This is a genomic window from Bifidobacterium sp. ESL1118 (genome assembly GCF_058505595.1).
Genome location: NZ_CP196371.1, coordinates 908,762 through 933,923 on the forward strand (window position 1 = coordinate 908,762; position 25,162 = coordinate 933,923).

A 25,162-nucleotide genomic window follows, 5' to 3' on the forward strand; every position below is an offset into this window, starting at 1 on the left:
TATGGCTTTTGAACATGTGGACTATACGTCATTGGATATTCCCTCCGCACCATTCTCCAATCCCTCGGCAATTCCGACTTTTCCCGCTGGAAAAGTGCCCCGACATGTGGGTATCATCATGGACGGCAATGGACGTTGGGCGCAAAATCGCGGACTAGTGAGAACAGAGGGGCATAAGGCCGCCGAACCTGTTGTTTTCGACACCATAGCAGGCGCCATAGAGGCTGGCGTGCGCTACTTGAGCCTATACACCTTCTCCACCGAGAATTGGAAACGCAGTCCGCAAGAGGTACGCTTCCTTATGGGGTTCTCTCGCGACATCATCCATCGACGGGTCGCGCAGATGGATGAGTGGGGAGTGAGAGTGAGATGGTCGGGGCGTAGGCCGAGGTTGTGGAAATCCGTCATCGACGAGCTGGAAGTGGCTATGGAACGTACCAAGCACAATTCCACGATCGATGTGGTGTTCTGCATCAACTACGGCGGTCGCTCGGAGATTGCCGACGCGTGCGCCGCCATTGCCAGGCAGGTTAGGGACGGTGACATCAGCGGGGATCGGGTGACGGAAAAAATGATTGCCGAGAATCTGTATAATCCCGATATTCCCGATTGTGATTTGGTGATACGGACCTCTGGGGAGCAACGAACATCCAACTTTTTGCCTTGGGAGGCTGCTTATGCGGAACTCGATTTTGCACCCGAGCTGTTTCCCGATTACGGCAGGGAATCACTATGGCGCTCGATTGACCACTATGTGCACCGTGACCGCAGATTTGGTGGGGTAACAAAATAGGCACCCTCTTAAGGTGCCTATTGATAGCCATCCGATCGATAGCCAAACCATGGGTGGGGTCAGGAAACAACCGAAGCGTTCTCGATCATCTTGCAATGAATTCGTGCGGGTATCGGGGAATTCAACGGTGGAAGCGGCATAAGATTGGCCGGAAACTCCTTTTGATCTTCATTCTTTTCGATGAGAGAGACCAGTTTGCAAACAGCCCAATATCCCATTTTGTAATATGGCAGTTCGATTGTGGTGAGTTTCGGTGTGAACGTTCCGGATATGGTGGCATCGTCGCCAACTCCAACGACGGAAATGTCCTTGCCGATGGCCAGCCCCATTCTTGCCGCGCATTCGTAGACATACCACGCCCTGGCATCGTCATAGCAGAAGAACGCATCCGGATGCTCTCGTTCAATCAGCTGTTCCACTGCGGCCAGGGCTTCGCCATTGTGGGAGACGTTGGCCAAGAGATTGTCATCTAATGGGATATGCGCCTCTGACAGCATCTCTCGATAGCCTTCCAACCGTGTTGCCTGTGCAATGGTGGGGGTGGCATTGCCAATATATGCGATGCGTTTGGCACCTGAATCGACAAGTCGTTTTGTGGCATCATGGCCAATGTCAAATTCACTTGATTCGATGATCGGGAAACGGTTGTCTACGGTGTTTGTCGCGATGAGCACCAGGGGATAGTGAACTAGGTCGTCGGGTACTTCTGTGACCTGGCTGGAGGGACGGGAGTACAGAAAACCGTCCATGCCGTAACGCTGCAAGGCTGCGGTCTGATCCTCTTGGGTGGTCGATCCGTCCGACGTCACAAATAAAACAACATAGCCAAGCTCGCTGCCGGCATCTTGAGCGCCTTGAAGCATGTGGGAGACGTATGGGAATGAAGAAATCTGCTCGGCGACAAAACCAAGGATCCCCGTTTTGCTCGTGCGTAGAGAACGTGCCATGGGATTAGGCCGATAACCCAATTCATTAGCGATTTTTCTCACCCGTGCCGCAATCTCAGTTTTAACACGACCAGCGTCATGGTTGTTCATGACCAGTGAGACCGTTGAGATAGAGACTCCGGCTTTTTCGGCCACGTTCTTCATCGTTATCATAGTTACACGTTATACCCATAAACGGATAAACCCCCGGAATTTGGACTCTTGGTTTGTTTTGATGAGTTTTATGTATTCGGAATTTTGACAGTCGACGATTGCCGTTGCTTTTCTCGGTACCAACATATTTGTTGGCTGGCATGCCGTGGTGTGTCACGCTCATTCAGTAGAATTGAATATCAGGTATTTCAATCTCATGTGTTCGCTCGGAAGGTGCATATTGGCTGTTTCCAAATTAGATGAGGTAGTGTCTCTGGCCAAGAGGCGGGGCTTTGTGTTTCCCGCGGGGGAGATCTATGGCGGGACTCGTTCGGCTTGGGATTATGGCCCGCTGGGTGTGGCGCTTAAGGACAACATCAAGCGCGAGTGGTGGCGCAGCATGGTCGTCACCCGCGGCGATGTGCTGGGCGTGGACACCTCGGTGATTCTTCCCACAGAGGTGTGGGAGGCCTCAGGGCATGTCAAGGTGTTTAACGATCCGCTCATCGAATGCCTTAACTGTCACAAACGTCAGCGTGCCGACAAGCTTCAGGAGTCGTACGCCGAGAAACATGGCGATAAGATGCCCGAGGACGGCCTCAAGTCCATCGTATGCCCTGAGTGCGGCACGCGAGGCCAGTGGACTGAGCCTCGTGACTTCAACATGATGCTACGCACGCATCTTGGGCCGGTGGATGACGAAAACTCGTTGCACTATCTGCGTCCGGAGACGGCCCAGGGCATTTTCGTGGACTTCAAGAATGTCATGACCGCCTCGCGTTCCAAGCCGCCGTTCGGCATTGCCAACATCGGCAAGTCGTTCAGAAACGAGATCACTCCTGGCAACTTCATCTTCCGCACGCGCGAGTTCGAACAGATGGAGATGGAGTTCTTCGTCCAGCCGGGCACTGATGAGGACTGGCACCAGTACTGGATCGACACCCGCACCCGCTGGTACACCGATCTCGGCATCAACCCGGAGAACCTGCGCCATTACGAACACCCCAAGGAGAAGCTGGCACACTATTCCAAGCGCACGGTCGACATCGAGTACAAGTTCGGGTTCAAGGGCTCCGACTGGGGCGAGCTTGAAGGAGTGGCCAATCGCACGGATTTCGATCTTTCGGCCCATGCCGAGCACTCGGGTGAGGATCTTTCCTACTTCAATCAGGCCACCGGTGAGAAATACATTCCCTACGTCATCGAGCCTGCAGCGGGGCTTACCCGTTCACTGATGGCCTTCCTAGTGGATGCCTACGCAGTGGACGAGGCACCGAACACCAAGGGTGGCGTGGATCGTCGTACCGTGTTGCGTCTGGACCCGAGGCTCGCTCCCGTAAAGGCCGCGGTGTTCCCACTGAGCAAGAAGCCGCAGTTGCAGGGTGTGGCCCATGATCTCGCAGCGGAGCTGCGTCAGCACGACCTCATGGTCGACTACGACGAGGCCGGTGCCATCGGCCGCCGTTATCGCCGCCAGGATGAGATCGGCACGCCGCTGTGCGTCACGGTCGATTTCGACACCATCGACGATCATGCCGTCACCATTCGTGAACGTGACACCATGACCCAGGAGCGTGTGTCGCTTGACAATGTGGCAGATTACGTGATGAGCCGTGTTGGGGAGAAACGTATTCGCTACCCCGAGGGGCCGGTTTCCGTCGTGGGGTCCAAGGCCGCCGACGGTGGGTTGGACGTGTCCAAGGAGAGCGGCGAGGACGAAGGCGCGCCGGTGAAGATAGCCGAAGCCGGGGGATTATACTAAGTCCACAGGCTTCAATGATGGATTGAGGAATTTGCAGGTTCGTCGTGGCTGACCGGACGCACTCCGGTAGCCACGACGTTTTCTATTTACTGTATTCAAGTGAGGTTCATGACAGCAATGGTCAATGCCAAGAGTGGAACGCAAACAATTGCAGGCGGCGCAGGATCCGGCGCTGTTTGCGGCACCGATCATGTCGGGGATGCCGGTTCTCCTGACAATCTGCCGGAGATGCCCCCTGTTGACCTGGGACCGGTTCATGTTGAGACCCCGGTTATTCTTTCGCCCATGGCCGGGGTGACGAACTGGCCGTTCCGTGTGTTGTGTGAATCGTATGGGCCTGATGGACTCTACGTGGCCGAGATGATTACCGCGCGGGCGCTGGTGGCGAGGAATCCTAAGGCGTTTCGCCTTTGTCGATTCGATTCGAGCGAGAAGATTCGTTCCCTGCAACTCTACGGTGTCGATCCTACGATTGTCGAGCAGGCGGCGCAGATGGTGGTCGACGGGAAGATGGCCGACCATGTGGACCTCAACTTCGGCTGCCCCGTACCGAAAGTGACCCGCAGAGGCGGCGGTTCGGCCCTGCCTTGGAAAACGGATCTGTTCCGGGAACTGATTCATCGTGTGGTCGCTGTCTGCAGGCCTGCCGGCATTCCGGTTACCGCAAAGATCCGTGTCGGCATCGATCATGATCACGAGACGTTTCTCGATGCCGGACGTATCGCCGAGGATGAGGGTTGCGCCGCAGTTACCTTGCATGCCCGCACCACCGCGGAATATTACGGCGGTCATTCCGATTGGAGCAAAATCAAAGAGTTGGTTGAGGCAATCGATATCCCTGTGTTCGGCAATGGCGACATATGGGGAGCCGACGATGCGCTCGATATGGTGCGTCAGACGGGTTGCGCAGGTGTAGCCATTGGACGCGGCTGTCAGGGCAGGCCTTGGATTTTTTCGGATATCAAGCACGCCTTTGCGGGAAATCCTGAGCGCCTCGACCCTACGTTGAATGAGGTGTGCGAAGTGATACTCCACCATGCCAATCTGCTCATCCAATTCTACGATGACGATGAACGTATGGCGATTCACGACCTACGTAAACACATCGCTTGGTATTTGAAGGGGTTCCCTGTGGGAGGCAAGGCGCGGCGAGCCCTGATGGAGTGTGAGACACTCGATGATGTGAAACGTGAATTGAACGGTCTTGATGGTTCGGCTAAACTTCCTGATCGTTTGCTCGATACGCCGCGTGGTCGTGTTCGTTATGCCAAAAAAGTCCATCTGCCATATGGTTGGCTTGAGACACGCACGACGACCCATGAACAGCGTCAGCAGCTGTTCGGGGATGACCCCATGGACGCAGGTTACTGACGGTTATGGAAGAACAATTATGTAATTTAATGGTACATACCCGGAAATATCCTTATTCCAGGTGAGTTTTGCGATAGAGTAGAGGTATGACCCAAAGTGACAGGAGACTATGGTGAGTGAGATTGCCCAGAATGACAATTTCAACGACAAGACCAGCATCAAAGTGGTTGGTGTCGGTGGTGCAGGGGGTAACGCCGTCAACCGAATGATTGCTGAAGGTCTGCAGAACGTTGAATTTGTAGCCATCAATACTGATGCCAAAGACTTGCTGCGTAGCGACGCGGATGTGAAGATTTCGCTGAGCGACAACAGCAGTAGAGGGTTGGGGGCTGGTGCGGACCCGGAAAAGGGAGCCAAGGCTGCCCAGGACCATCAATCCGACATCGAAGAGGCGGTAAAAGGTGCTGACATGGTATTCGTCACTTGTGGCGAAGGCGGAGGCACGGGTACCGGTGCGAGTCCGATTGTAGCCCGAGCTGCGCATCAGCAGGGCGCGTTGACGGTTGCCGTGGTCACGAGACCGTTTGCATTCGAGGGTCCGCAGCGTGCGGCTTCTGCAAAGCTCGGCATTGAGAATCTTCGCAAGGAAGTGGATGCCCTCATCGTGATTCCCAACGACAGGCTTTTGGAGCTTTCCGATCGGACCATTGGCATCATGGACGCCTTCAAGACGGCTGATAGTGCACTGTTGGCCGGCGTGCAAGGCATCACCGATCTGATCACCATGAATTCTTATATTCATGTAGATTTTTCCGATGTCACCGCAATTTTGAAGGGTGCGGGCACGGCGCTGTTCGGAATCGGCTCGGCGCGCGGGGAAGACAGGGCCACGCAGGCGGCGGAGATCGCCATCAGCTCGCCGCTGCTTGAGGAAAGCGTCGAAGGTGCCCATGGTGCCTTGATCAACATTGCCGGTCCCACGGATCTCAAGATGCAGGAGGTCAGTGCTGCCACTGAGCTTGTGCGAAAGGCCATTCATCCCGAAGCCCAGATTATCTGGGGCTTGGCTATGGATGATGCATATGGTGATGAAGTGCGTGTGACGGTCATTGCCGCTGGTTTCGATGCCAATTCTCAAAAGACCCAGAATTCCGAGAATGTGTCGGATTTGCAGAATTATACTGAGATGAATGATTCGGCACAGACTGATGAGCAGCCTGATAAGAATAGGGATGGTCAGGAGGGTTCGATATTCGGAGCCCACGATTCTGATGGCAATCATGCGACGGGAGATGCCCAGGTGCCGTCGGTGCCGGGCAATAGTTCGGATCGAGGCAATGACCCATTGATTGATTCGCAGGATTCCTCTGATGGTCCGGATGATTTAGGGGATCTCGACCTTCCGGACTTTCTAAGATAAGAACACGAGCAAAGGAATTCAGATGGCGGGATTTATGAAGCACGCAATGTCGTATCTAGGTATGGCAGATGTGGTTGACGATGATGATTTGGATGAGGACGTCGAAGACAGTGACTCCCATGACGAAGTTGATTTCGACACGGATCGCTCGGTGACCCCGATCATGAACTCCTCTGATGACACGACTGGCGAAGGCGGTGCGTCGGCAAATCCTTTTACCGGCAAGCTCAATCGTATTACCACCATTCATCCAAAGACATATGAGGATGCGGAGTCAGTCGGTAGGGCCATTCGAGATGGTATTCCTGTTGTGCTCAATCTCACGGGAGTCTCGCAGGCGTTGGCATATCGCATCATTGATTTTTCACTGGGGCTCATTTTCGGACTGCGCGGATCTGTTGAGCGTGTTACGCCAAGAGTGTTTTTGCTTAGTCCTGCACAGGTCAATATCAAAGTTGAGCAGTCTGATTCTGTGGGATCGGGCGAGCATCTTTTTTAAACCATACGCCCATATTCCCTCAACGTATGGAGTAATTTTCCATGATATTTATACTGTTTTCCATTCTCAGCTGGATTGTCGGGCTGTATGCTGACGTCCTTTTGATACGGGTGATCATTGACTGGGTGCTGTTTTTGGTGCCACGCTTCAGACCTGGACCGATACTCGGCAGCATCATCAATGTTTTCTATGTTCTGACAGATCCACCATTGAGATGGCTTCGTCGGTACGTTCCACCAATTCGTCTCGGCAGTTTGGGGCTGGATATTACACCCATTTTGCTCTGGTTCATCATCTACATCATCATCATGGCGATTCGCTTTATCATCTAGGCTTCGGTGTTCTCTCATGGATGCATACATCCATTTTTTGAAGAGGGGCTTTTTGCATGGGCGAAGCCGATGGATAACTGACTACAATGTCTCTATCAAGGTGTCTGCAATGTTGCAAATCAACGAAGATGATGCCTCAGGTATCCGTGGGCGAGCTGTTTGACTCACTAATGATTTTACATTGTTGAGGTGCTTCCTGGCCTCATCTTTGCTGCTCTGTATGTATTGCGGATGAGCATTGAGGTAATCAACGGTCAGTTGTGTGTCGTTGTGCTGCAGCAACGCCGCGAAGTCGGGATCGTCTTTTAGCGCCAAAACGACAGGCAGCGTGTAAATACCTGCTGAAATATCTTCCAGCTTGGGCTTCCCACTTTGTTTGGAAACGTCAAAATCTCCGATATCATCGATGATCTGGAAGGCGATACCCAATTCCTGCCCAATCTCTAACGCTTGATTGATTTCCTCCTCACACGGTTCCTTGACGGACAGTTCGATTCCGGTAACGCAGGCCATGCGAAACAACGTTGCCGTTTTTCCGGTGATGACACGGTCATAGTCATCTTTCGTCACAGCTGTGTTGTGTCTCAGGGATTCCTGAAGGAGGTCTCCGGATACGATCTCATTGATGTTTCGCGCCTGGTGAGACACAAATGCGGTATTGGGGGCTACGGATGCCATAATTTCCATGTATCGGCTGAGCAGCAAATCACCAAGATAGATGGCCGTCTTATTGCCACGGAGTGTATGGACTGTGGGTTTACCACGACGTATTGGTGCATTGTCCAGAACATCGTCATGCACCAGTGTCGCCAAATGCAGCATTTCGATTGCTGTTGCACCGATAATTACCTTTTGGCGGACGGCATGCTGATTGCCTTCGTCGTCCGCCGTAGAAATGCTGCCTGCCCCGTCAAGCCACACATGAGACCAATCGATGTCTGAATCAGGGTTGTCAGTAAAGGTGACTATGAAATGAGACTCTTGTTGTGACCCACGTGAAAGTATATCGATTGATGTTCCCCGGCGAAGGCTACTGGCATACCAAAAAATAAGAGTCAAAGCAGAACGTACCATTTTCCCATGATTGCTGAGAAGATTTCGATAGTCTCCGCTATAGGGGCCCACGTTGTTTCCTTCGGATTGAAGGAGTTTGACGACGCTGGCTAAATCACGTTGTAGCATTCGCTGCTGTTGATTTGGCATGCAAAACCTTATCTCTTAAAAACTGATTGAAGTCTCCCAATAATATATCATCTGCCGATAACCAAATAAGTTCAAACGTTTTATTACCGCTTGATTCATTCTGTGTTGCTGATTCTCGTTGCAGAGACGACACCTTCCAAATCCGAAAGGTCGCTGATAAGCTCCGCCGAATCCCTTCCACGGATTTCCAGATCCGCTGTGACAATGTGCTCCGTATGGGTGTTTTGCCCCGATCTTTCTCCATCGTCGCCATCGGCACTTCTATGTGTATTTCTTTTATGAGTCGAGAAACCCTCCACTGATACGCCATGTGAAGCACATACTGCAAGAATCGAACGTAATGTTCCATGCCCATCGGTATAGCGCAGTCGAAGAATGTCTTCGGTTTCGAGCCCCGGAATCACCTTTTTACTGATGAAGGGTATTAGCATGACTGTCACAAAGTAGATAAGCGTGCACAAAGCGGCGGGAATGATCATTCCCGCCCCGCAAGCAGTGCCTATTGCGGCAGTCAGCCAGATTGAGGCGGCCGTGGTGAGACCACGGACGTGGGAACGCTGGGTGAACACCAGCCCCGCGCCGATAAAGCCAATGCCAGACACAATCTGGGCGGCGATGCGGGACGGATCCAACCGTATATCTGAGCCGATCACATCCATGAACCCATATTTGCTGATGATGACAAACAATGCGGAGCCCACTCCCACCAAGGCGTGGGTTCTTGTACCGGCATCTTTGTGGCGGAACTGTCTCTCGGTTCCGATGGCCATGGAGAACAGAAAGGCCATGAACAGCCAAAGGGTTTGTTCTCCAAGCAGATGCATATCAATATTCATGTTTTTGGGTAACTTCCTGAGTGGAGCGTTTGTGTATTCTGGCCTGCTCCTTTCGCCAGATGCGTTTTGCGGGGTCGATTCCGCGTGCGTCAAGGAACTTTTGATAAACCGGGTAGAAGGCGCACAACACCGGGTAGAGCATATACAGCGTACGTTCTGTATTGCCTTTGCGGGAATGTTCCGGGTGGGCCTTGAAGGTGTTCTCGAAACGATCCATATACTTGCGGAACGACGACAGGGAGGTGTGCATGCGCCTTGCGGAGACGCCGGTAATCATACGGTCGCAGTACACCGTCTTGAGATGTTGGTCAATCAGATGCAGTGAGATATCGATGTCCTCGTGCATGATGTCGGCTTTGTCTCGACACACGCTACCCGCGATTTTCTTCCAGGCACTGGCTCGCACGGCCATATTCGAGCCGAACAGCAGTACTTTGTCATCATCCACTCTGTAGGTGGACTTGCGTACGGAGTCGTCTCCCTTGAGACCAATGCGTTTTGCCGGCATGTCATAGTAGACGGCGGGGCCTGTGGCGCCCATGGCCTCGGAATCATCGGTGAAAATGGAGGTGACCACCTTCACCCAGTCGGGCTTGAGCATGCAATCGGCGTCTATTCTACCTAGAACGTCGCCGTGTGCCTTTAAAAAGCCGTAGTTTCGGGTGGGGATGAGACCTTGTTCGGTATCCTGATGTTCAAGTCGTACCGGGTCGTCCGGGTGGTCGACGATGAACTGCTCCACAAGTTGCACTGTGGAATCGGTGGAACGATTGTCGACCACGATGACCTCGTAGGGCATGACGTCCTGTCTGGTGGCATTCACCAGACAGTCGACGATATGCTCCCGCTCGTTGTACGCGGGGATGACAATCGAAACCTTCAGCATGGTTTACTAGAGTAGTGCAACAGCCATACACCATGTATCGTTGCCCATTGAGTGCGCATGCCCGACCCATTGCTAGTATGGAACGTATGAGCGAAAAAGACGATGGCAAATTTGACTTTGCTGCGGTGTTTCCAGGCAAAGGGGATTCGCGCCGGCCGCCGGATTGGTGGGGGCGCGCCTTGCTGTATGCGGTTATCGCCGTGTTCCTTGCCATCTTTGTTTGGCAGTCTTGGAGCAAGGTCTCGGGCATCGTGCTCGACCTTATCGTCTCCATGTTCATTGCCCTGGCTTTGGAGCCACTCGTGATGCGTTTGGTGCGGCACGGTTGGAAGCGCGGAGCCGCGTCGGCCTTATGCCTGGTGGGTTTCATTGTGGTGGCCGTGGCGTTGCTCGCATTGTTTGGCAAGCTGTTTGTCGATCAGGTGGTGTCCATGATCAAGGGCATTCCAACGCTGTACGACCAGATACGCCAGCTTGTGTCGCAGTACAGTGATTTCAAGTTGCCTGAGATGAACAGCCTGGGCAGTGAGATCTTGCGTAATCTGCAAACCTCGTGGGTCACTGATTTTGCGGGGCAGGCGCTCAGCACCACCATGGGTTTCTTTAGTTTCATCCTCAACCTGCTCACGGTGGTAATGGTGACGTACTATATTTCAGCTGCGGGGCCGAAAATGCGCAGAAGCCTTTGCCAGTGGTTGGCCCCCAAGGCTCAGCGCCGCTTTTTGCTTATCTGGACCGTGGTGCAGGACCAAATTTCGGGGTTCCTCTTCTCCAGAACGATCCTGGCGGTTCTCAATGCATTCTTCACATCCATCTTCCTGGTATTTGCGCAAGTGCCGTATTGGCTTCCGCTTGGTCTCTTTTGCGGCATAGTCTCGCAGTTCGTTCCCACCGTCGGCACTTATATTGGCGGAGCCTTGCCGGTCATCTTTGCCTGGAGCTCGCGGGGATGGGTTTGGGCATTGGCCGTTGTGGCGTTCATTGTGGTGTACCAGCAAATTGAGAATCTGATCTTCCTGCCAAAGGTGTCCCAGCGCACCATGGATTTGAACCCGGCCATCGCCTTCCTGTGCGTGTTGGTGATGGGTTCGCTGTTCGGTGCATTGGGCGCGTTCCTTGCGCTCCCTGTCACGGCAAGCCTGCAGGCTCTGTTCAAAGTGTATACAAGAAGATACGATTTGGTTGAGTCTCCTCTGATGAACGATCCGGCTCCCATTTCCAAATCGAAGGTCGTGGAAGGTGCCGAAGCATTCAATGAGCATGTCGTCAAACCCGTTGCCGATCGTATGCCGCGTGCGGCCAAAGGCAGCACGGCAAGAGTGCCGATGAGTGATGAGATGCGTGCATTGCAGGAGGAGGTCTACCATCTTGCGAATGATGAGGACCAAAGCCATGATGGTGGCAGTGGCGAATCGCTGACTGTGGCGATCCCCAAAGGCGTCTTACATGGACAAGAGACAGGGGAAAGCGGTACTAGTCGGAAAAACCACACCGACGAGAGCAACCCAAGGAGTGAATGGCGCTGATGTTTCTGCTGAATGTACTTGATGTCTTGATTTTTATTTTGGGCGCTGCAGGAGTGATATACCAGGGCGTTCAGATTGTGGCCTCGCTATTTCATCGCACGATAGTGTTCCCTGACGCCCCTATGGACAAACGATATGCAGTGCTGATCTCCGCGCGCAACGAAGAGAACGTCATTGGTGAGCTTATTGCTTCGATCCGTGCCCAGACGTACCCGGTCTCACTCGTCGATATCTGGATTGTAGCGGACAACTGTACGGATCATACGGCTGACTTGGTGCAATCACTTGGCTGCAATGTAGTGGAACGTCATGATATGGAGCACATCGGCAAAGGGTACGCGCTCACCTATCTGCTCGATGAAATGATTGAGCGTAAGGTGGCCAAGGATTACGATGCGTTCTTCGTCTTCGATGCGGATAATCTGTTGGACAAACATTACATTGCAGAGATGAACAAGGCGTTCCAATCGGGGTTCAGGATTCTTACCAGCTACCGGAATTCTGTGAATCTATCGGAAAACTGGGTTTCATCAGGATCCGCACTATGGTTCATCCGCGAATCCAGATTTGTCAACAACTCACGCATGCTTTTGGGCTCCAGTTGCCACGTGGGTGGGACAGGATTCATGTTTTCCCAAGAGATCATGCAACGCAACAATGGCTGGAAGTTCCACCTGCTGACCGAAGATCTGGAATTCACCATGGATTCGGTCTTGCATGGCGACCGAATCGGGTACTGTGGCACTGCCATCCTCTACGATGAACAGCCGGTGACGTTCAAGCAGAGTTGGAGGCAACGGCTGCGCTGGAGCAAAGGTTTTCTGCAGGTCTTCCGTTACTACGGACCGCGTCTTATCGTCCGTGCAGTCAAGGAGCGCGATTTCTCCGCCGTGGACTTCACATTGTTGATCTGTCCGTTCATGGTGATCAGCGTCATTCGGTATGCGTTGGGGATTCTCTTTGCCATCTTCGGGTTCATATCCTGGACATCGTTGCTTACCTCCTTCGAAGGTCTGCTGGTTGGTGCAGCACTCGGCATTTTGGCCCTCATGGGATTGGCTGCGCTCACCGTATTCGCCGAACGTGGGAAAATCGGTGCCACAAACAAGGAGCTGTTTGCATATGTGCTGAGTTTCCCTATATATATGCTCAGTTATGTGCCGATTTCATTCCAGGCCATTTTCGCAAAACCGGATTGGAAACCCATCGAACACCGTAATGCGGAAGCCGAAGAGAAGATTGAGCCGAAGGTTGCCGTTGGCAGCGGCAAAAGGGATGAGGAATCGGCACAATAGCGATTTGAGACAGAGGTGAATGACCATGGTGTACTCAGCCGGATTGAGGCAAGCCGTTGGAGCGGTTCGGGCTTGCTTTGAAGCCAACGGGCTTGTACAACAGGGTACCCGGTTTTCTCAGCACGGTGAGCATATTGCATCCTGCGACGCGCCTCTTGTGTTGGTGGCTTGCTCAGGCGGAAGAGACTCCCTTGCATTGGCCGGTGTCGCTAAAACGGTCTGTGCGAGTCTGGGTCTGCGTTGTGGTGCCGTCATTGTTGATCATCAGCTTCAGCGCGGTTCCTCGCTGGCGGCGCGAACGGCATCGGCACAGTGCGCAGGCTTTGGTCTTACTCCAGTGGCTCAGGTTGAGATTACTGTGGGCCCAGGCGCCTTTGGAGAGGAGGCGGCGGCTAGGGAGGCACGGTACCGGTCGCTGAGTGATGCGGCCAGATGGTTCGGGGCTTCCGCGGTGCTTCTGGCGCATACCCTCGACGATCAGGCGGAAACGATACTGATCGATTCCATGCGTTCCGTAGGAGCGTCGGCTTTGGCCGGCATGCCGGATAGGGCGTGTTGGCACGGTGTGGTCTTTTTGCGGCCATTCCTTGGCCTGACCCGTGCACAGACGACATCGATCTGCCAAGACCTGCATCTGGACTGGTGGGACGATCCCACCAACGGTGATGATGTGGACCCGGATACGCCGTTGCCGAAGGACTTTCCCTTGCGCTCGCGTGTCAGACACACGCTGATGCCTTTTCTGGAACAGTTCGCTGGTGGGGGAGTTGCGCGTCATTTGGCATCTGGGGCGAAGATTGCGCGTCAGGACGAGGACTATTTGAATATCTGTGCGGAGAGCGTCTATTCGCGCATTGTCCGTCGAGAGGGAAACGGGGAGGTACGCATCGATGCCACTGCCTTGCGGTCAGAGCATCCTGCTATTCGTTCGCGAATCGTACTTAAGGCATTGAATAGTCTGGAAATTCAATGCTCATCGAATCAAATCAACGCCATTGAGCATCTTGCCACGCATTGGCATGGTCAGGGAGCGGTCAGTCTTCCCAGCGGATATTCAGCAAATCGGAAGAAACACGTCATTCGCGTGTGCAAAAATAGAGTCCATGCGAATCGCTGATGTGCAAGACAAGATTGACCATGAACTCATATCTCATGAACGGATAACGGAACGTATACAGACGGTGGCCGCTCAGGTGAGTAAAGAATACCGAGGGCATAACCTTTTGCTTGTGGGGGTACTCAAGGGCGCCGTAAATGTTATGGTTGCCTTTTCGCAGGCATTAAGCATTCCTGTAGAGATGGATTTTATGAGTCTTTCAAGTTACGGGAATGGTACAGAAAGCCAAAATATAATTACAGTTCGTCAGGATCTTTCAAGTGATGTCAAGGGCAGAAACGTACTTATTGTGGAGGATATCATCGATTCAGGCCGTACTTTGGATTGGCTGACAAAAGAGCTTAAGGCCAGGGGGGCAGCGTCAGTTGAGGTGTTTGCGCTATTGGAAAAACCGGAGCGGCGAGAGGTGAGCGTTGATGTTAAATACAAAGGTTTTGAAGTACCTGACGTGTTTGTAGTAGGGTTCGGGCTGGATTATGCCGAACAATTTAGAAATCTTGATTCCATTGCCGTTTTAAAGGCGGCTGTCTACGAAGGAGAGCAGGCATGAGCTATACTCAATCTCCTATGAGCTCACCAAATGGGGGAAATCCGCCATCTAATGGCAATTCCAATAATTCAGGTCGCAATGGTGGCGGTCAACGACCTGGAAATAATCCGTTCGGTCGTAATGGCAGTAGCGGCAATTCCAATAACAATAATGACAGACAGGGGAAACGTCCTTGGTGGCAGTCGCCTTGGGTTTGGGTTGTGGCGCTTGTAGTACTCGCGTTGCTGGGTATGCAGATGTTCATGGGGTCGGGTACTCAAACCATTGACACACGAGACGGCATGAATCTCCTGTACGGAGCCGTGAAAACCGACGGGACCGTGGACAGCAGCAGGGCCGATAAAAGCGTTTTGCCCTATCGTGGCGTGTTTGCCAACCCTTCGACCGGCGGGACTTCCGGAAAATCCGGTTCGACTGGATCGAACAAGGGAAAGTCTGATTCCAACTCGGGTAAATCCAATGGTTCAGATGGGTCGAACGACTCCAATCAATCAGGCAAGTCGAATGGACAAGATTCCCAGAATGGGCAATCCGGAGAAGGTTCCTCGACTGGTGCCCAGTCCAGCAAAGCGAATCAAGGTTCGAATGCCGGGGCAAGCACAAGCAACACTGCTACCAGGAACATGAATGGCTACATCTCCATTGAGCGTGCCACCATCGTTGATAACGGTCAGCAGGTCAAGCTCAAGTTGAGCAGCGACTTTTCGAAGGCCGATCCGAAAACCGGCAGAAATCGTGATTATGGGCGTGATGTTCAGTTCTACTACACCCAAGCCCAGGAGCCGCAGGTGGTCGAGGCGATACGCATGGCGCAGCCCAAGGATGGGTGGACCACTGATATGGCTTCTGACAACATCTGGACAACGCTCCTCATCCAGTTCCTGCCCCTTGTTCTGTTCATTGTGCTGCTGTACTGGATGTTCAGCAAGACCATGAATGCCGGCGGTGGTATGTTCGGTGTGGGCGGCAACAAGAACAATGGCAAGCTGTTGGAAGGCGAGACGCCCACCACCAAGTTCTCCGATGTCGCAGGTGAGCAGTCTGCGGTCGAGGAGGTGGAGGAGATCAAGGACTTCCTCAAGGATCCCTCGAAATACAACGCCCTCGGCGCCCGCATCCCGCGTGGTGTGCTGCTCTATGGTCCTCCTGGAACCGGTAAGACCCTGCTGGCGCGAGCCATAGCTGGCGAGGCCGGTGTGCCGTTCTACGCCATGGCGGGCTCCGACTTCGTGGAGATGTTCGTCGGTTTGGGTGCATCGCGTGTACGCGATTTGTTCGAAGAAGCGAAGAAGAATGCTCCTGCCATCATCTTCATCGATGAAATCGACGCCGTAGGCCGCAAGCGTGGTTCCGGCATGAACGGGGGACACGACGAACGCGAACAGACGTTGAACCAGCTGTTGGTGGAGATGGACGGTTTCGACAACAATACGAACCTCATCATCATCGCCGCCACGAACAGGCCTGATGTGCTTGATTCCGCACTGCTGCGCCCAGGGCGCTTCGATAGGCAGGTGGCTGTTGAGGCACCAGACTTGGAGGGCCGTGAGGCGATTCTGAAGGTGCATGCCAAGGGCAAGCCGTTCGTGCCCGACGTGGATTTGCACACTGTGGCTGTGCGCACGCCCGGTTTCACCGGTGCCGACCTGGCGAACGTCCTGAATGAGGCGGCACTGCTTTGCGCCCGTGCCGGCGCACAGCTCATCGATAACCGTGCCATCGACGAGGCCATCGACCGCGTGCAGGCAGGACCGCGCCGTAAATCACGGGGAATGGCTGCTGACGAGATGCGCAACACCGCCTACCATGAGGGAGGGCACGCCATGGTGGCGGCGGCGCTGCACCATACCGACCCAGTGACCAAGGTGACGATCCTGCCCAGAGGGCATGCACTTGGCTACACTGCAGTATTGCCCACATCCGACCGCTATTCTCAATCACGTGATGAGTTGTTGGACCAGATGGCATATGCGATGGGCGGACGTACCGCTGAGGAGGTTGTGTTCCACGACCCGACCACTGGAGCATCCAATGACATTGAAAAGGCCACGCAGATTGCGCGCACCATGGTTATGGAATATGGCCTTTCATCCAAGTTGGGTGCCGTCAAATGGGGTGTCGCTGAGCCCGACGGAGAGTCCGTGGATGCTTTCTCCCACAAGTACTCCGAGAAGACCGGCGAGGTCATTGATGAGGAGGTCCACAAGCTCATCGAGACGGCTCACACTGAGGCTTGGAGGATCATCACAGAAAACCGTGATGTGCTCGATGAGCTTGTTCGTCAGCTCTTGGTCAAGGAGACCCTGAACGAGAAGGAACTGGCTGAAATCTTCAAGAACCTTCGAAAGGCGCCTGAACGTGATTTGTGGCTTTCCGATTCCGAACGTGTCGATTCCGATGTACCGCCGGTCGAGGTTCCCGAGTCACTGCGCAAGTCCTTGGGCGGGGAAGACGGGCAGTAAGCCATGACTACACTCAGTGGCGTGCAGGTACAGCTCGACTCAAGTTACGGTGCGGCATCCGATGTGAGCGCCGACGTGACATTGTACTTCAACGATGGCCGGCCTGAGACCACTGTGTGTGACGTCCCGGTCTCAATCGAAGAACATGGCCACACAACTCAGGTCTACACGGCCGTTGTGGCGATGAACAGTCTGGCGCGAGATGCCGAACGGCGTTTCCAGCGCGTGGTGGTTTCCTTGGATGCGGTGCCGGGCAACCAAGTGGAAGGAGTCTCTCCGCTTTACCATGTCATCAACGTGGACAAGGCGGATGGCATGAGTGCCGTGGTGCTACTCAGTTGCCATCTTGATGCCGAAGGCCTCGAAGATGTGCTTAATACGCTGAGCGAGGGACAGGAACGTGCCGTCAACCTAAAGATTGTTGATATGCGTGGGTCCGATGGTGCCAGCGTTGACCTCGGTTACACTGACACTGCTGATAGTTTGAGTGTGAGCCAGGACGCATCGGTGCTGGCGCCCTGGCTTGACATGGACCCTGATGCCAAACTGGGACGCGACCCGGTGTCGTATCTGCTTGCTTTTTCGCCGAATTCGGCACAGGTCGGTATGCTTTCTGAACAATGGATACTGGGAGACGTACTATGAAAGCTCAACGCACCCCCTGGTGGTATTTCCTGATATCCGTTGTCATCGGACTGTTTTTCGGGATGGCCGCAGTGCTGACAGCTGAGAAGACCGATGTCTCACTCATCGGAGCACCTTGGACAATTGCAGTGGCGCTCGGGGCCGTAGGATTGGTCACCTTCTATTTGGCATGGCAGGTCCATCAGTATGTCACGGCTGACAAGGACAAACGAAAAAGCTGGTTCGACCCGAACAAGGCAGTCCTTGCGCTGGTGCTTTCCAAGACACTCGGCATCGGTGGGGCGTTGCTCGGAGGTTGGTATTTGGGCCAGCTGGTGCTGGTGGCTTCGCATTTTGAGGCTCCGTTCTACCGTAACATCATCATTCAATGCGGTGTTACCGGACTGGTTGCCTTGGCCGACATGGTGGTGGGCGTTGTTGGAGAGTGGATGTGCCAGATTCCTCCGGTCGATGGGCCCGAGAACCCGAATGTCAAACGGAAGAAAAAGAGGCGCAGCATCATTCAGCCGGTGACGCAGAAGCGGCGGTAGGTGTGACTTGTGGTGAAGGTTGATTTCCCCTGCACCGTTGGGGCAGACCAATGCTGTGATTAGACCGCTGCAGAGCTTCATGCCCACGTTCGTGAAGCTCTGCCTTTTTGGGTTCGCTCGACGCGCGGAGGAATGATGTTCGAGGAGACGATACTCCATTGCAAGAGGCTCGCCCCAATGCCCACCTGACCCGATATCCAGCGGCGTGTAGTGAAGACCGCGATGGCGCGGGTGTTCAAAGCTCGAATCGGCCCATGCGGCTGACTTACTTAGTCACAGATGAACGACCGAGTTGGCCATGGTGATGGCTGATGTGTCCGGGGTGCACCGCCTTGCCGTTGATTTCGGCATGCCGAAATCGTGCGGACGATGGCAGCTGCTATTGGTTGGCTGCTTGATATTGTGATTTCCTGTGATTTCTGACGGTTTCGGTAGTAATGAAGGAAAATATGATGCGGTCTTGATTTGCTATGATATATAGCATAAATGAAGAGAAAATCAATTGTCTCCCGTGGTTTATGCCATAAACTGGCAATAATTACGGGAGACAGGATTGTTAATAATTTAGCTCTACTTGGTCTTGGGCACGCGCATCATGGCGTCCTGTGTCATCATGGCGACCAGTTCGCCATCCTTTGTGTAGACCTTAGCAGTGCCTAGGGCGCGTCCGTGGCTCGCAACCGGCGCGTCTTGGACGAACAGATGCCATTGATTCATGTCAATGTCACCGTACCACCACATGGCGTGGTCGATGGAGGCGTAGAAGATGCCTGGGGTCGCCGTGGAGTAGCCAGCCCGACGCAGGTCGGGCTCCATCATGAGCTGGTCGCATTCGAAGGCCAGCAACGCACGATGCATGGTCTGGGAAACGTCCACCGGATGCAGCAGACGCGCCCATACCATCTGCTTGCCGGAGTCGGCTGCGTGGCTCGCCTCGTCAGGTGCGAGCATGACCGTGGAGCCGATATGGCGCAAATCGAAGGGGGAGCGCTCGGCATAATACTTGGCGAATGCGGCCTTTGCGGCGTATGGGCTCATCAGTGTCTGCGCGCTGGTGAGGCTCTCGGGGTCGGGCAGGTCCTGCATCATGTGATCGTGGAACTCCACTCCGGTCTGGCCCTTCTTCTGGAAGCTGGCGAGCGCGGTAAAGAGGGTGGCATCAGGCTGGGTCGCGATGATCTGACGTGTGGAGAAGGAGCGGCCGTCTCGCAGTGTCTTGACGTCGTAGAGCGTGCTTTCGTCGAGCGAGCCCACGGTGAGGAAGTATTCGTGGATGGAGTCGGGCACCTTGTCGTCATCGACGGTGGCCGCGGCAGCCATGATGGCCTGGGCTGAGAGCTGGCCTCCGTATATGCGTTCGGTGGGGTAGTAGAGGTTCGGCCCGGTGACGTACGTGTGGTCACGGTCGGTGTGCAGTTCGCCCAACGTCAGTGCCTTCACCAGCTCGTCTACTACATCCTTTGTCTCCTCGACCGCCATATTGAACCTCTATTCATCGTTACAAATTTGCCTTCAACTTAGCAGAGTCTAACAGCACAGCGCCACCAAACTGTTATAAATCCGATTTTGTGGACATCGCTACACAGCGAAGTAAGGTATGTCTAATTTGACATTCCGTCTTGTTCTGTGAGTTTGAAAAATTATTAAAATGTGCCGCTCCCCCAACACGAGTGGGGAGCGGCACATCAGTCAATCCGAATCGTGGAGACTTACCGCGTAAGCTTGCGGTGGATGCGGTGGGGGCGGCTGGCCTCTTCACCAAGGCGCTTGACCTTGTCTTCCTGATAGGCCTGGAAGTTGCCCTCGAACCAGTGCCATTTGGCCGGGTTCTCGTCGTCGCCCTCCCAGGCGAGGATATGCGTGGCGATGCGGTCGAGGAACCAGCGGTCGTGGCTGATCACCACAGCGCAGCCGGGGAACTCGATGAGTGCGTTCTCCAGGCTCTCCAGCGTCTCCACATCCAGGTCGTTGGTCGGTTCGTCGAGCAGGAGCAGATTGCCGCCCTGCTTCAATGTCAAGGCAAGGTTCAAACGGTTGCGTTCACCACCGGAAAGCACGCCGGTGAGCTTCTGCTGGTCGGCGCCTTTGAAACCGAAGCTGGCCACGTAGGCGCGGGTGGGCACCTCCACGCCTGCCACCTCGATGAAATCGTTGCCGCCGGAGACCGCCTCCCAAAGATTCTTGTTCGGGTCGAGGCCCTCACGTCCTTGGTCCACATATGAGATCTTCACGGTCTCGCCGATCTTGAGCTCGCCACTCGTGAGCTTCTCCTGGCCCACGATGGTCTTGAAGAGCGTGGACTTGCCCACGCCATTGGGGCCAATGATGCCCACAATGCCATTGCGCGGCAGGGTGAAGGAGAGGTCGTCGATCAGCACGCGGTCGCCGAAGGCCTTGTGGATGTGCTTGGCCTCCAGCACGTCGGAACCCAGACGCGGGCCCGGCGGGATGACGATCTCGGAGAAGTCGAGCTTCTTGTTGTTCCTTGCCTCGGTCTCCATCTGGTCGTAACGCTCCAGACGTGCCTTGTTTTTGGCCTGACGGGCCTTGGGGGAGCTCTTGACCCAGTCCAGCTCGTTCTTGAGCCTTTTGGCCAGTTTGGCATCCTTGGCGCCTTGGATTTCCAGTCGCTTCTCCTTGGTGGCCAGGTACGTGGAGTAGTTTCCCTTGTACGGGTAGAGCTGGCCGCGATCCACCTCGCAGATCCACTCGGCCACGTTGTCCATGAAGTAGCGGTCGTGGGTGACGGCGATGACGGCGCCTTTGTAGTTGTGCAAAAATTGTTCCAGCCACAAAATTGACTCGGCATCCAGGTGGTTGGTGGGCTCATCGAGCAGCAGCAGGTCGGGGGCCTCAAGCAATAGTTTGCATAGGGCCACGCGGCGTTTCTCGCCACCCGAGCATACCTTCACTGGCGTATCAGGGTCAGGGCATTGCAGCGCATCCATCGCCTGGTCGAGCTGAGAGTCAAGATCCCAGCCGTCAGCTGCGTCGATCTCTTCCTGCAGCGTACCCATCTCAGCCATAAGCGCGTCATAATCGGCATCCGGGTTGGCCATCTCCTCGCCGATCTGGTTGAAGCGGGTCACCTTGTCGGCAATCTCGCCGAAGGCCATCTTGATGTTCTCACCCACGGTCTTGGTCTCGTCCAATGGCGGTTCCTGTTCAAGGATGCCAACGGAATAGCCAGGTGTCAGTTTCGCCTCTCCGTTGGAGACGGTTTCCTGGCCGGCCATGATTTTGAGCAGCGTGGACTTTCCCATGCCATTGGGACCCACCACGCCGATTTTTGCCCCAGGCAGAAAGCTCAAGGTGACGTTGTCGAGAATGACGCGGTCGCCGTACGCCTTGCGTGCGTTGATCATCTGAAAAATAAAATCAGCCAACTGTATGTTCCTTATGTATTATGTTTACTCTTGCCTGTTATAAGGCATATAGTATTATTTTCACATGTCTAGCCGACAGTAGATTTGGAGTTTCACCCATCGTATACAGGCGGCATTTCACTAACCGATGCTTGAATGCGGTGCCTTTCGCCCAGTTGGCGTTATGAGCATTTGCAGGTCAGGCCCATCCGGTGAACACATCGGTAGTTTCGGGCCTGGCCGGTGAACACGGCAACCCGATGTCGCGAACGGTGTTTCACTTCTGCGTTGCATCGGAAGACTCGAGTGTGTTGCATATGTTGTGGTGCACATGTTGGGAATACCGGCATGTGATGCTATGTTGAAGGTGCATTGGTTGTAAGGTGTTCTGATTCCAAGACGGGTTCAGCGGTTGCGTTACCTGTTGTACGGCAGAGGGGAGCAGCGTGATGGAGAAGAACTTTGGTATGGCAGGTCGGTCGGATGAGGCGTTGGCCATCGAGAACCCGTTGGGCTCCACGTTGGCTCGTGTGCCCGAAGGCATCGAGCGGGTCTCTGGTGTCGTCTTGCAGGGTAGGAGGTTGCGTTCCTTCGCGTACAGCACCGATGCCGCCGTGATTCGCAACACCAATGCGGATGCCATCCTCGCGGTGTACCCGTTCACAGGCCAGCCTGTCATCACACAGGCGCTCATCACCGTGGCTCAGGCTCCTCTGTTTGTAGGCGTGGGCGGTGGGACCACCACCGGTGGCCGTGTGATTGAGCTGGCTGTATTCGCGGAGATGCAGGGTGTTGCTGGTGTGGTACTCAACGCTCCTGCACCAGCGCAGACTGTTCAGGATGTGGCGATGTCTGTGAATGTTCCTGTCATGGCCACGGTCGTGACCTACGACGATGAGGTGAAGAGAAAAATCGAAGCCGGCGCCCGCATCATCAACGTGGCGGCTGGAAAGCGCACTGCGGAAGTGGTGTACGAGGTCAAGCAGCACTACAACGAGGTTCCTGTTGTGGCGAGCTCGGGCGGTTCTGAGGACTCCATTCGAGAAACCATCGCCGCAGGTGCCAATGCGCTTTCATGGACACCTCCCAGCGCGCAGGATCTTCAAAAGTCGATGATGGCGAGTTATCGGGCCGGTGAAACAGGACACGCGTCGACTCCTTCCGGATCCGTCGATGACGGACATTCACCAACAGAGCCTGCTCAAAGGCAGCAAAGCATGCCTCATCAACCGCGGCATAAGAAGGTTGTACCGCCGATGCTTACGGATGAGGAGAGCTGAGAGGGGCAGGATGGGTCATCAAGACCATTTGGGTTTGGATATTCGTATTTGGGCGAATAGACCATAGGTTGGTTGTGTGTGCCACCTGATACAATTGGATTTCCATTGTGAAGCCAGAACATTCCAGCATTCGTGGCTTCGTTTTTTGAAAGGCTATCGTGCCGAATTTTCATTCGCATAGGCAGAACTCTGCCGATATTTCTGGTAATGGTGAACAGAATCGCAAACGGGAACACCATGACAAGCACAACGAAAAGGCTGAGGATGCGGCACTCTACGCCGCGTCCGGCCAAGGCCCTGAGCGCACCTTCGCACAGCTTGGTGTGCCCGGTCCAATCGTCTCGGTGCTTGCACGCGACGGGAAGGTGACAGCTTTCCCCATTCAGGCGGAGACGTTGCCGGATTCGCTTGTCGGCAAGGACATCCTAGGCCGAGGGGAGACTGGGTCGGGCAAGACGCTTGCCTTCGCAGTGCCGCTGGTGGCTCGTCTTTCCGGTGAGCTCGATGACGCTGATGCAGGCCGTGGCGATAGTGCCTTCGATGAAAGCGAAAGCCGTGGGATCTCGCGTCGTCATGCAGATTCGAAACCGGCGCCCCGCGCCATGGTGCTTGCTCCCACGCGTGAGCTGGTCAATCAGATCGATGAGGTCATAGCACCTTTGGCCGCCGTCTATGGTATGACCGCCGCAACTATTTACGGGGGCGTGAAATACAGTCGGCAGATCCGTGAGCTTCGTGCAGGTGCCGAGATCATCGTGGCCTGCCCCGGGCGTTTGGAGGACTTGATTCGCCAAGGAGAATTGACGTTGGCGAACGTTTCGATTTCCGTGTTGGACGAGGCCGACGAGATGGCTGACATGGGCTTTCTGCCATCCGTGACCCGTTTGTTGGAGCAGGTGCGGCCCGACGGTCAACGTATGCTTTTCTCGGCCACGCTCGACCATGGGGTCGATACAGTGGTCAAACGTTTCCTTCACGATGCCAAGGTACATGAGATCGCACCGGCAAACGCTCAGGTTGACACCATGACCCAACATGTCTTTGAGGTCTCCCAGGGCAACAAGTACGAGGTGATCCACGAGTTGGCAAGTGGCAAGGGCAAGCGGCTGCTCTTCACTCGCACCAAATATCAGGCCAAGAAAATGGCCGACAAACTGGTCAAGGCCGGCATCCCCGCGGTCGATCTGCAGGGCAATCTTTCGCAGAACCAACGTGACCGCCATCTGGCTGCCTTCAGCAGCGGCGAGGTGCGCGTGATGGTTGCCACCGATGTGGCCGCTCGTGGCATCGATGTTTCGGATGTGGAGCTGGTGGTGCAGACCGAGCCGCCCGAGGACCCGAAGTCCTTCCTTCACCGTTCCGGACGTACGGCGCGCGCTGGTGAGTCAGGCGATGTGGTCACTTTGGTGTTGCCAAGCCAGCGCCGCGATGCACGCCAGATGCTGCACCGTGCCGGCATCAAAGCCAAGAGTCGTGAGATTGTGCCAGGTGCCCCCGAACTTGAGGAGCTGGTCGGCGAGCATGCGCCGTTGGTCGAAGGCTGGACGCTCACCGTCCCCGTGGTCAACAAGAAGGCCGGGCGCACCGGCAGAGGTGGGCGCGGGTCTCGTGGCGGCGAAGGCAATGGCCGTTCCGAAAGCCGTCGGCGTGGTGGAAGCGGACGCGACGGTGGCAGCAGGCGTTCCTCCGACAGACCGACCCGTGGTGCTCGCAGAGGCTCAAAGGCACGCGGCGACTGGGATGACGAAAACCAGCCGTTCGAAGGTCGCAGTGAATACCGCGGCGGTGGGCGTGGTGGCCATGGAGGTCGTGACGATCGTGGTAGTGGGCGCAGCTCGCGCGGTAAGAATCCTCGCTACGCCGGCGGCCATGGCGGCAACCATGGTTCTCGTGGTTCCCGCGGGTATGATAGTGAAGGCCGTGGATACGACCGCGATGATCGCAGCTACGGCCATGACCGTAACCATGGCGGTTCTCGCGGTGCAGGGTATCATGGCGATGGCTACCGTGACGGTGGGCGCAGCGGCCGCGGCGGCAATCGTAGCGGACGCGGTTATGAAGACTCGCGTGGGGCCCGCAGGTCTGCTGGCTTCCATCACGGCAGGAACGGCAAGCGTAACTCCGCTCCGTTCCGTCGCAACGGACGTTGAAGTACGAGTTGAATCATGACTGACCCAAAATGACGATAATCATCGGGAAATCGTCGTTTTGGGTCAGTCGTTATCTGTGGTCTGACGCAAAGTGACGTTTTCAGTGAGCAAATCGTCATTT

21 protein-coding genes are annotated in these 25,162 nt (G+C 54.9%); 15 read left to right on the forward strand and 6 right to left on the reverse strand.

Translation table 11 applies throughout. The features are described from left to right. Position 1: 1 nt before the first annotated feature. On the forward strand, positions 2-793 hold the full coding sequence (locus ACSYSS_RS03520; RefSeq protein ID WP_491704088.1) for an isoprenyl transferase: 792 nt from the start codon (positions 2-4) through the stop codon (positions 791-793). A 59-nt stretch (positions 794-852) separates the two neighbouring features. Here the strand turns inward: ACSYSS_RS03520 and ACSYSS_RS03525 are convergent, their stop codons facing one another. Beyond that, complete coding sequence (locus ACSYSS_RS03525; protein WP_491704089.1) at positions 853-1,893, reverse strand: LacI family DNA-binding transcriptional regulator; 1,041 nt, start codon at positions 1,891-1,893, stop codon at positions 853-855. A gap of 220 nt (positions 1,894-2,113) precedes the next feature. Here ACSYSS_RS03525 and ACSYSS_RS03530 point away from each other — a divergent pair, with 220 nt between their 5' ends. The 5 genes from ACSYSS_RS03530 to ACSYSS_RS03550 all read left to right on the forward strand — a co-directional run bounded on the left by ACSYSS_RS03530 (position 2,114) and on the right by ACSYSS_RS03550 (position 7,196). After that, positions 2,114-3,634, forward strand: coding sequence for a glycine--tRNA ligase (locus ACSYSS_RS03530; RefSeq protein ID WP_491704090.1), 1,521 nt, complete (start codon positions 2,114-2,116; stop codon positions 3,632-3,634). 228 nt (positions 3,635-3,862) lie between these two features. Continuing rightward, positions 3,863-5,005, forward strand: a complete 1,143-nt coding sequence (dusB, locus tag ACSYSS_RS03535; protein WP_491704208.1) for a tRNA dihydrouridine synthase DusB — start codon at positions 3,863-3,865, stop codon at positions 5,003-5,005. Between the two features lie 109 nt (positions 5,006-5,114). Further along, a complete protein-coding gene (gene ftsZ, locus ACSYSS_RS03540; protein ID WP_491704091.1) occupies positions 5,115-6,365 on the forward strand; it encodes a cell division protein FtsZ in 1,251 nt (416 codons plus the stop codon). Positions 6,366-6,387: 22 nt separating this feature from the next. Next, a complete protein-coding gene (locus ACSYSS_RS03545) occupies positions 6,388-6,864 on the forward strand; it encodes a cell division protein SepF (RefSeq protein WP_491704092.1) in 477 nt (158 codons plus the stop codon). 41 nt (positions 6,865-6,905) lie between these two features. Then, entirely contained in the window at positions 6,906-7,196 is a 291-nt protein-coding gene (locus ACSYSS_RS03550) for a YggT family protein (RefSeq protein WP_491704093.1), read from the forward strand. Between the two features lie 81 nt (positions 7,197-7,277). On the opposite strand, the gene ACSYSS_RS03555 is transcribed toward ACSYSS_RS03550, so the two are convergent. From ACSYSS_RS03555 to ACSYSS_RS03565, 3 genes are all read right to left on the reverse strand, one after another. After that, the gene (locus ACSYSS_RS03555; RefSeq protein ID WP_491704094.1) at positions 7,278-8,399 is read right to left on the reverse strand and encodes a polyprenyl synthetase family protein; all 1,122 of its coding nucleotides are present in this window, start codon (positions 8,397-8,399) and stop codon (positions 7,278-7,280) included. A 95-nt stretch (positions 8,400-8,494) separates the two neighbouring features. Beyond that, complete coding sequence (locus ACSYSS_RS03560; protein ID WP_491704095.1) at positions 8,495-9,235, reverse strand: MgtC/SapB family protein; 741 nt, start codon at positions 9,233-9,235, stop codon at positions 8,495-8,497. Then, positions 9,225-10,121, reverse strand: coding sequence for a glycosyltransferase family 2 protein (locus ACSYSS_RS03565; RefSeq protein ID WP_491704096.1), 897 nt, complete (start codon positions 10,119-10,121; stop codon positions 9,225-9,227). The genes ACSYSS_RS03560 and ACSYSS_RS03565 overlap by 11 nt, the downstream gene beginning before the upstream one ends. An 86-nt stretch (positions 10,122-10,207) precedes the next feature. Between ACSYSS_RS03565 and ACSYSS_RS03570 the strand changes: the two genes are divergently transcribed. The 7 genes from ACSYSS_RS03570 to ACSYSS_RS03600 are packed head-to-tail and all read left to right on the forward strand — an operon-like array spanning position 10,208 to position 18,246. After that, positions 10,208-11,647 (forward strand): AI-2E family transporter, encoded by a 1,440-nt coding sequence (locus tag ACSYSS_RS03570; protein WP_491704097.1) that lies wholly within the window; start codon positions 10,208-10,210, stop codon positions 11,645-11,647. After that, positions 11,647-12,942, forward strand: a complete 1,296-nt coding sequence (locus ACSYSS_RS03575; RefSeq protein WP_491704209.1) for a glycosyltransferase family 2 protein — start codon at positions 11,647-11,649, stop codon at positions 12,940-12,942. The genes ACSYSS_RS03570 and ACSYSS_RS03575 overlap by 1 nt, the downstream gene beginning before the upstream one ends. Positions 12,943-12,967: 25 nt before the next feature. After that, a complete protein-coding gene (tilS, locus tag ACSYSS_RS03580; RefSeq protein ID WP_491704210.1) occupies positions 12,968-14,059 on the forward strand; it encodes a tRNA lysidine(34) synthetase TilS in 1,092 nt (363 codons plus the stop codon). Further along, a complete protein-coding gene (gene hpt / locus ACSYSS_RS03585) occupies positions 14,046-14,609 on the forward strand; it encodes a hypoxanthine phosphoribosyltransferase (RefSeq protein WP_491704098.1) in 564 nt (187 codons plus the stop codon). Before tilS ends, hpt begins: the two co-directional genes overlap by 14 nt. Beyond that, positions 14,606-17,071 carry an ATP-dependent zinc metalloprotease FtsH gene (gene ftsH / locus ACSYSS_RS03590; RefSeq protein ID WP_491704099.1) on the forward strand — a complete coding sequence of 822 codons (2,466 nt, stop codon included), beginning with the start codon at positions 14,606-14,608 and terminating at the stop codon, positions 17,069-17,071. The genes hpt and ftsH overlap by 4 nt, the downstream gene beginning before the upstream one ends. Positions 17,072-17,074: 3 nt before the next feature. Further along, positions 17,075-17,716, forward strand: coding sequence for a hypothetical protein (locus ACSYSS_RS03595; RefSeq protein ID WP_491704100.1), 642 nt, complete (start codon positions 17,075-17,077; stop codon positions 17,714-17,716). Beyond that, positions 17,713-18,246: a DUF3180 domain-containing protein gene (locus tag ACSYSS_RS03600; protein ID WP_491704101.1), complete on the forward strand. Its 534-nt coding sequence runs from the start codon at positions 17,713-17,715 to the stop codon at positions 18,244-18,246. Before ACSYSS_RS03595 ends, ACSYSS_RS03600 begins: the two co-directional genes overlap by 4 nt. Before the next feature lie 570 nt (positions 18,247-18,816). On the opposite strand, the gene ACSYSS_RS03605 is transcribed toward ACSYSS_RS03600, so the two are convergent. Continuing rightward, a complete protein-coding gene (locus tag ACSYSS_RS03605; RefSeq protein ID WP_491704102.1) occupies positions 18,817-19,725 on the reverse strand; it encodes an acyl-CoA thioesterase in 909 nt (302 codons plus the stop codon). A gap of 230 nt (positions 19,726-19,955) precedes the next feature. Next, a complete protein-coding gene (ettA, locus tag ACSYSS_RS03610; protein WP_491704103.1) occupies positions 19,956-21,632 on the reverse strand; it encodes an energy-dependent translational throttle protein EttA in 1,677 nt (558 codons plus the stop codon). A gap of 428 nt (positions 21,633-22,060) precedes the next feature. Here ettA and ACSYSS_RS03615 point away from each other — a divergent pair, with 428 nt between their 5' ends. After that, complete coding sequence (locus ACSYSS_RS03615; protein WP_491704104.1) at positions 22,061-22,891, forward strand: dioxygenase; 831 nt, start codon at positions 22,061-22,063, stop codon at positions 22,889-22,891. A gap of 158 nt (positions 22,892-23,049) precedes the next feature. Further along, the gene (locus ACSYSS_RS03620) at positions 23,050-25,041 is read left to right on the forward strand and encodes a DEAD/DEAH box helicase (RefSeq protein ID WP_491704105.1); all 1,992 of its coding nucleotides are present in this window, start codon (positions 23,050-23,052) and stop codon (positions 25,039-25,041) included. The last annotated feature ends 121 nt before the right edge of the window (positions 25,042-25,162 follow it).

Coding starts and splice junctions, on each gene's coding strand:
- ACSYSS_RS03520 (WP_491704088.1), top strand. CDS start 2: ATGGCTTTTGAACATGTGGACTATACGTCATTGGATATTCCCTCCGCA.
- ACSYSS_RS03525 (WP_491704089.1), bottom strand. CDS start 1,893: ATGATAACGATGAAGAACGTGGCCGAAAAAGCCGGAGTCTCTATCTCA.
- dusB (WP_491704208.1), top strand. CDS start 3,863: ATGCCCCCTGTTGACCTGGGACCGGTTCATGTTGAGACCCCGGTTATT.
- ftsZ (WP_491704091.1), top strand. CDS start 5,115: ATGGTGAGTGAGATTGCCCAGAATGACAATTTCAACGACAAGACCAGC.
- ACSYSS_RS03545 (WP_491704092.1), top strand. CDS start 6,388: ATGGCGGGATTTATGAAGCACGCAATGTCGTATCTAGGTATGGCAGAT.
- ACSYSS_RS03550 (WP_491704093.1), top strand. CDS start 6,906: ATGATATTTATACTGTTTTCCATTCTCAGCTGGATTGTCGGGCTGTAT.
- ACSYSS_RS03555 (WP_491704094.1), bottom strand. CDS start 8,399: ATGCCAAATCAACAGCAGCGAATGCTACAACGTGATTTAGCCAGCGTC.
- ACSYSS_RS03560 (WP_491704095.1), bottom strand. CDS start 9,235: ATGAATATTGATATGCATCTGCTTGGAGAACAAACCCTTTGGCTGTTC.
- ACSYSS_RS03565 (WP_491704096.1), bottom strand. CDS start 10,121: ATGCTGAAGGTTTCGATTGTCATCCCCGCGTACAACGAGCGGGAGCAT.
- ACSYSS_RS03570 (WP_491704097.1), top strand. CDS start 10,208: ATGAGCGAAAAAGACGATGGCAAATTTGACTTTGCTGCGGTGTTTCCA.
- ACSYSS_RS03575 (WP_491704209.1), top strand. CDS start 11,647: ATGTTTCTGCTGAATGTACTTGATGTCTTGATTTTTATTTTGGGCGCT.
- tilS (WP_491704210.1), top strand. CDS start 12,968: ATGGTGTACTCAGCCGGATTGAGGCAAGCCGTTGGAGCGGTTCGGGCT.
- hpt (WP_491704098.1), top strand. CDS start 14,046: ATGCGAATCGCTGATGTGCAAGACAAGATTGACCATGAACTCATATCT.
- ftsH (WP_491704099.1), top strand. CDS start 14,606: ATGAGCTATACTCAATCTCCTATGAGCTCACCAAATGGGGGAAATCCG.
- ACSYSS_RS03595 (WP_491704100.1), top strand. CDS start 17,075: ATGACTACACTCAGTGGCGTGCAGGTACAGCTCGACTCAAGTTACGGT.
- ACSYSS_RS03600 (WP_491704101.1), top strand. CDS start 17,713: ATGAAAGCTCAACGCACCCCCTGGTGGTATTTCCTGATATCCGTTGTC.
- ACSYSS_RS03605 (WP_491704102.1), bottom strand. CDS start 19,725: ATGGCGGTCGAGGAGACAAAGGATGTAGTAGACGAGCTGGTGAAGGCA.
- ACSYSS_RS03615 (WP_491704104.1), top strand. CDS start 22,061: ATGGAGAAGAACTTTGGTATGGCAGGTCGGTCGGATGAGGCGTTGGCC.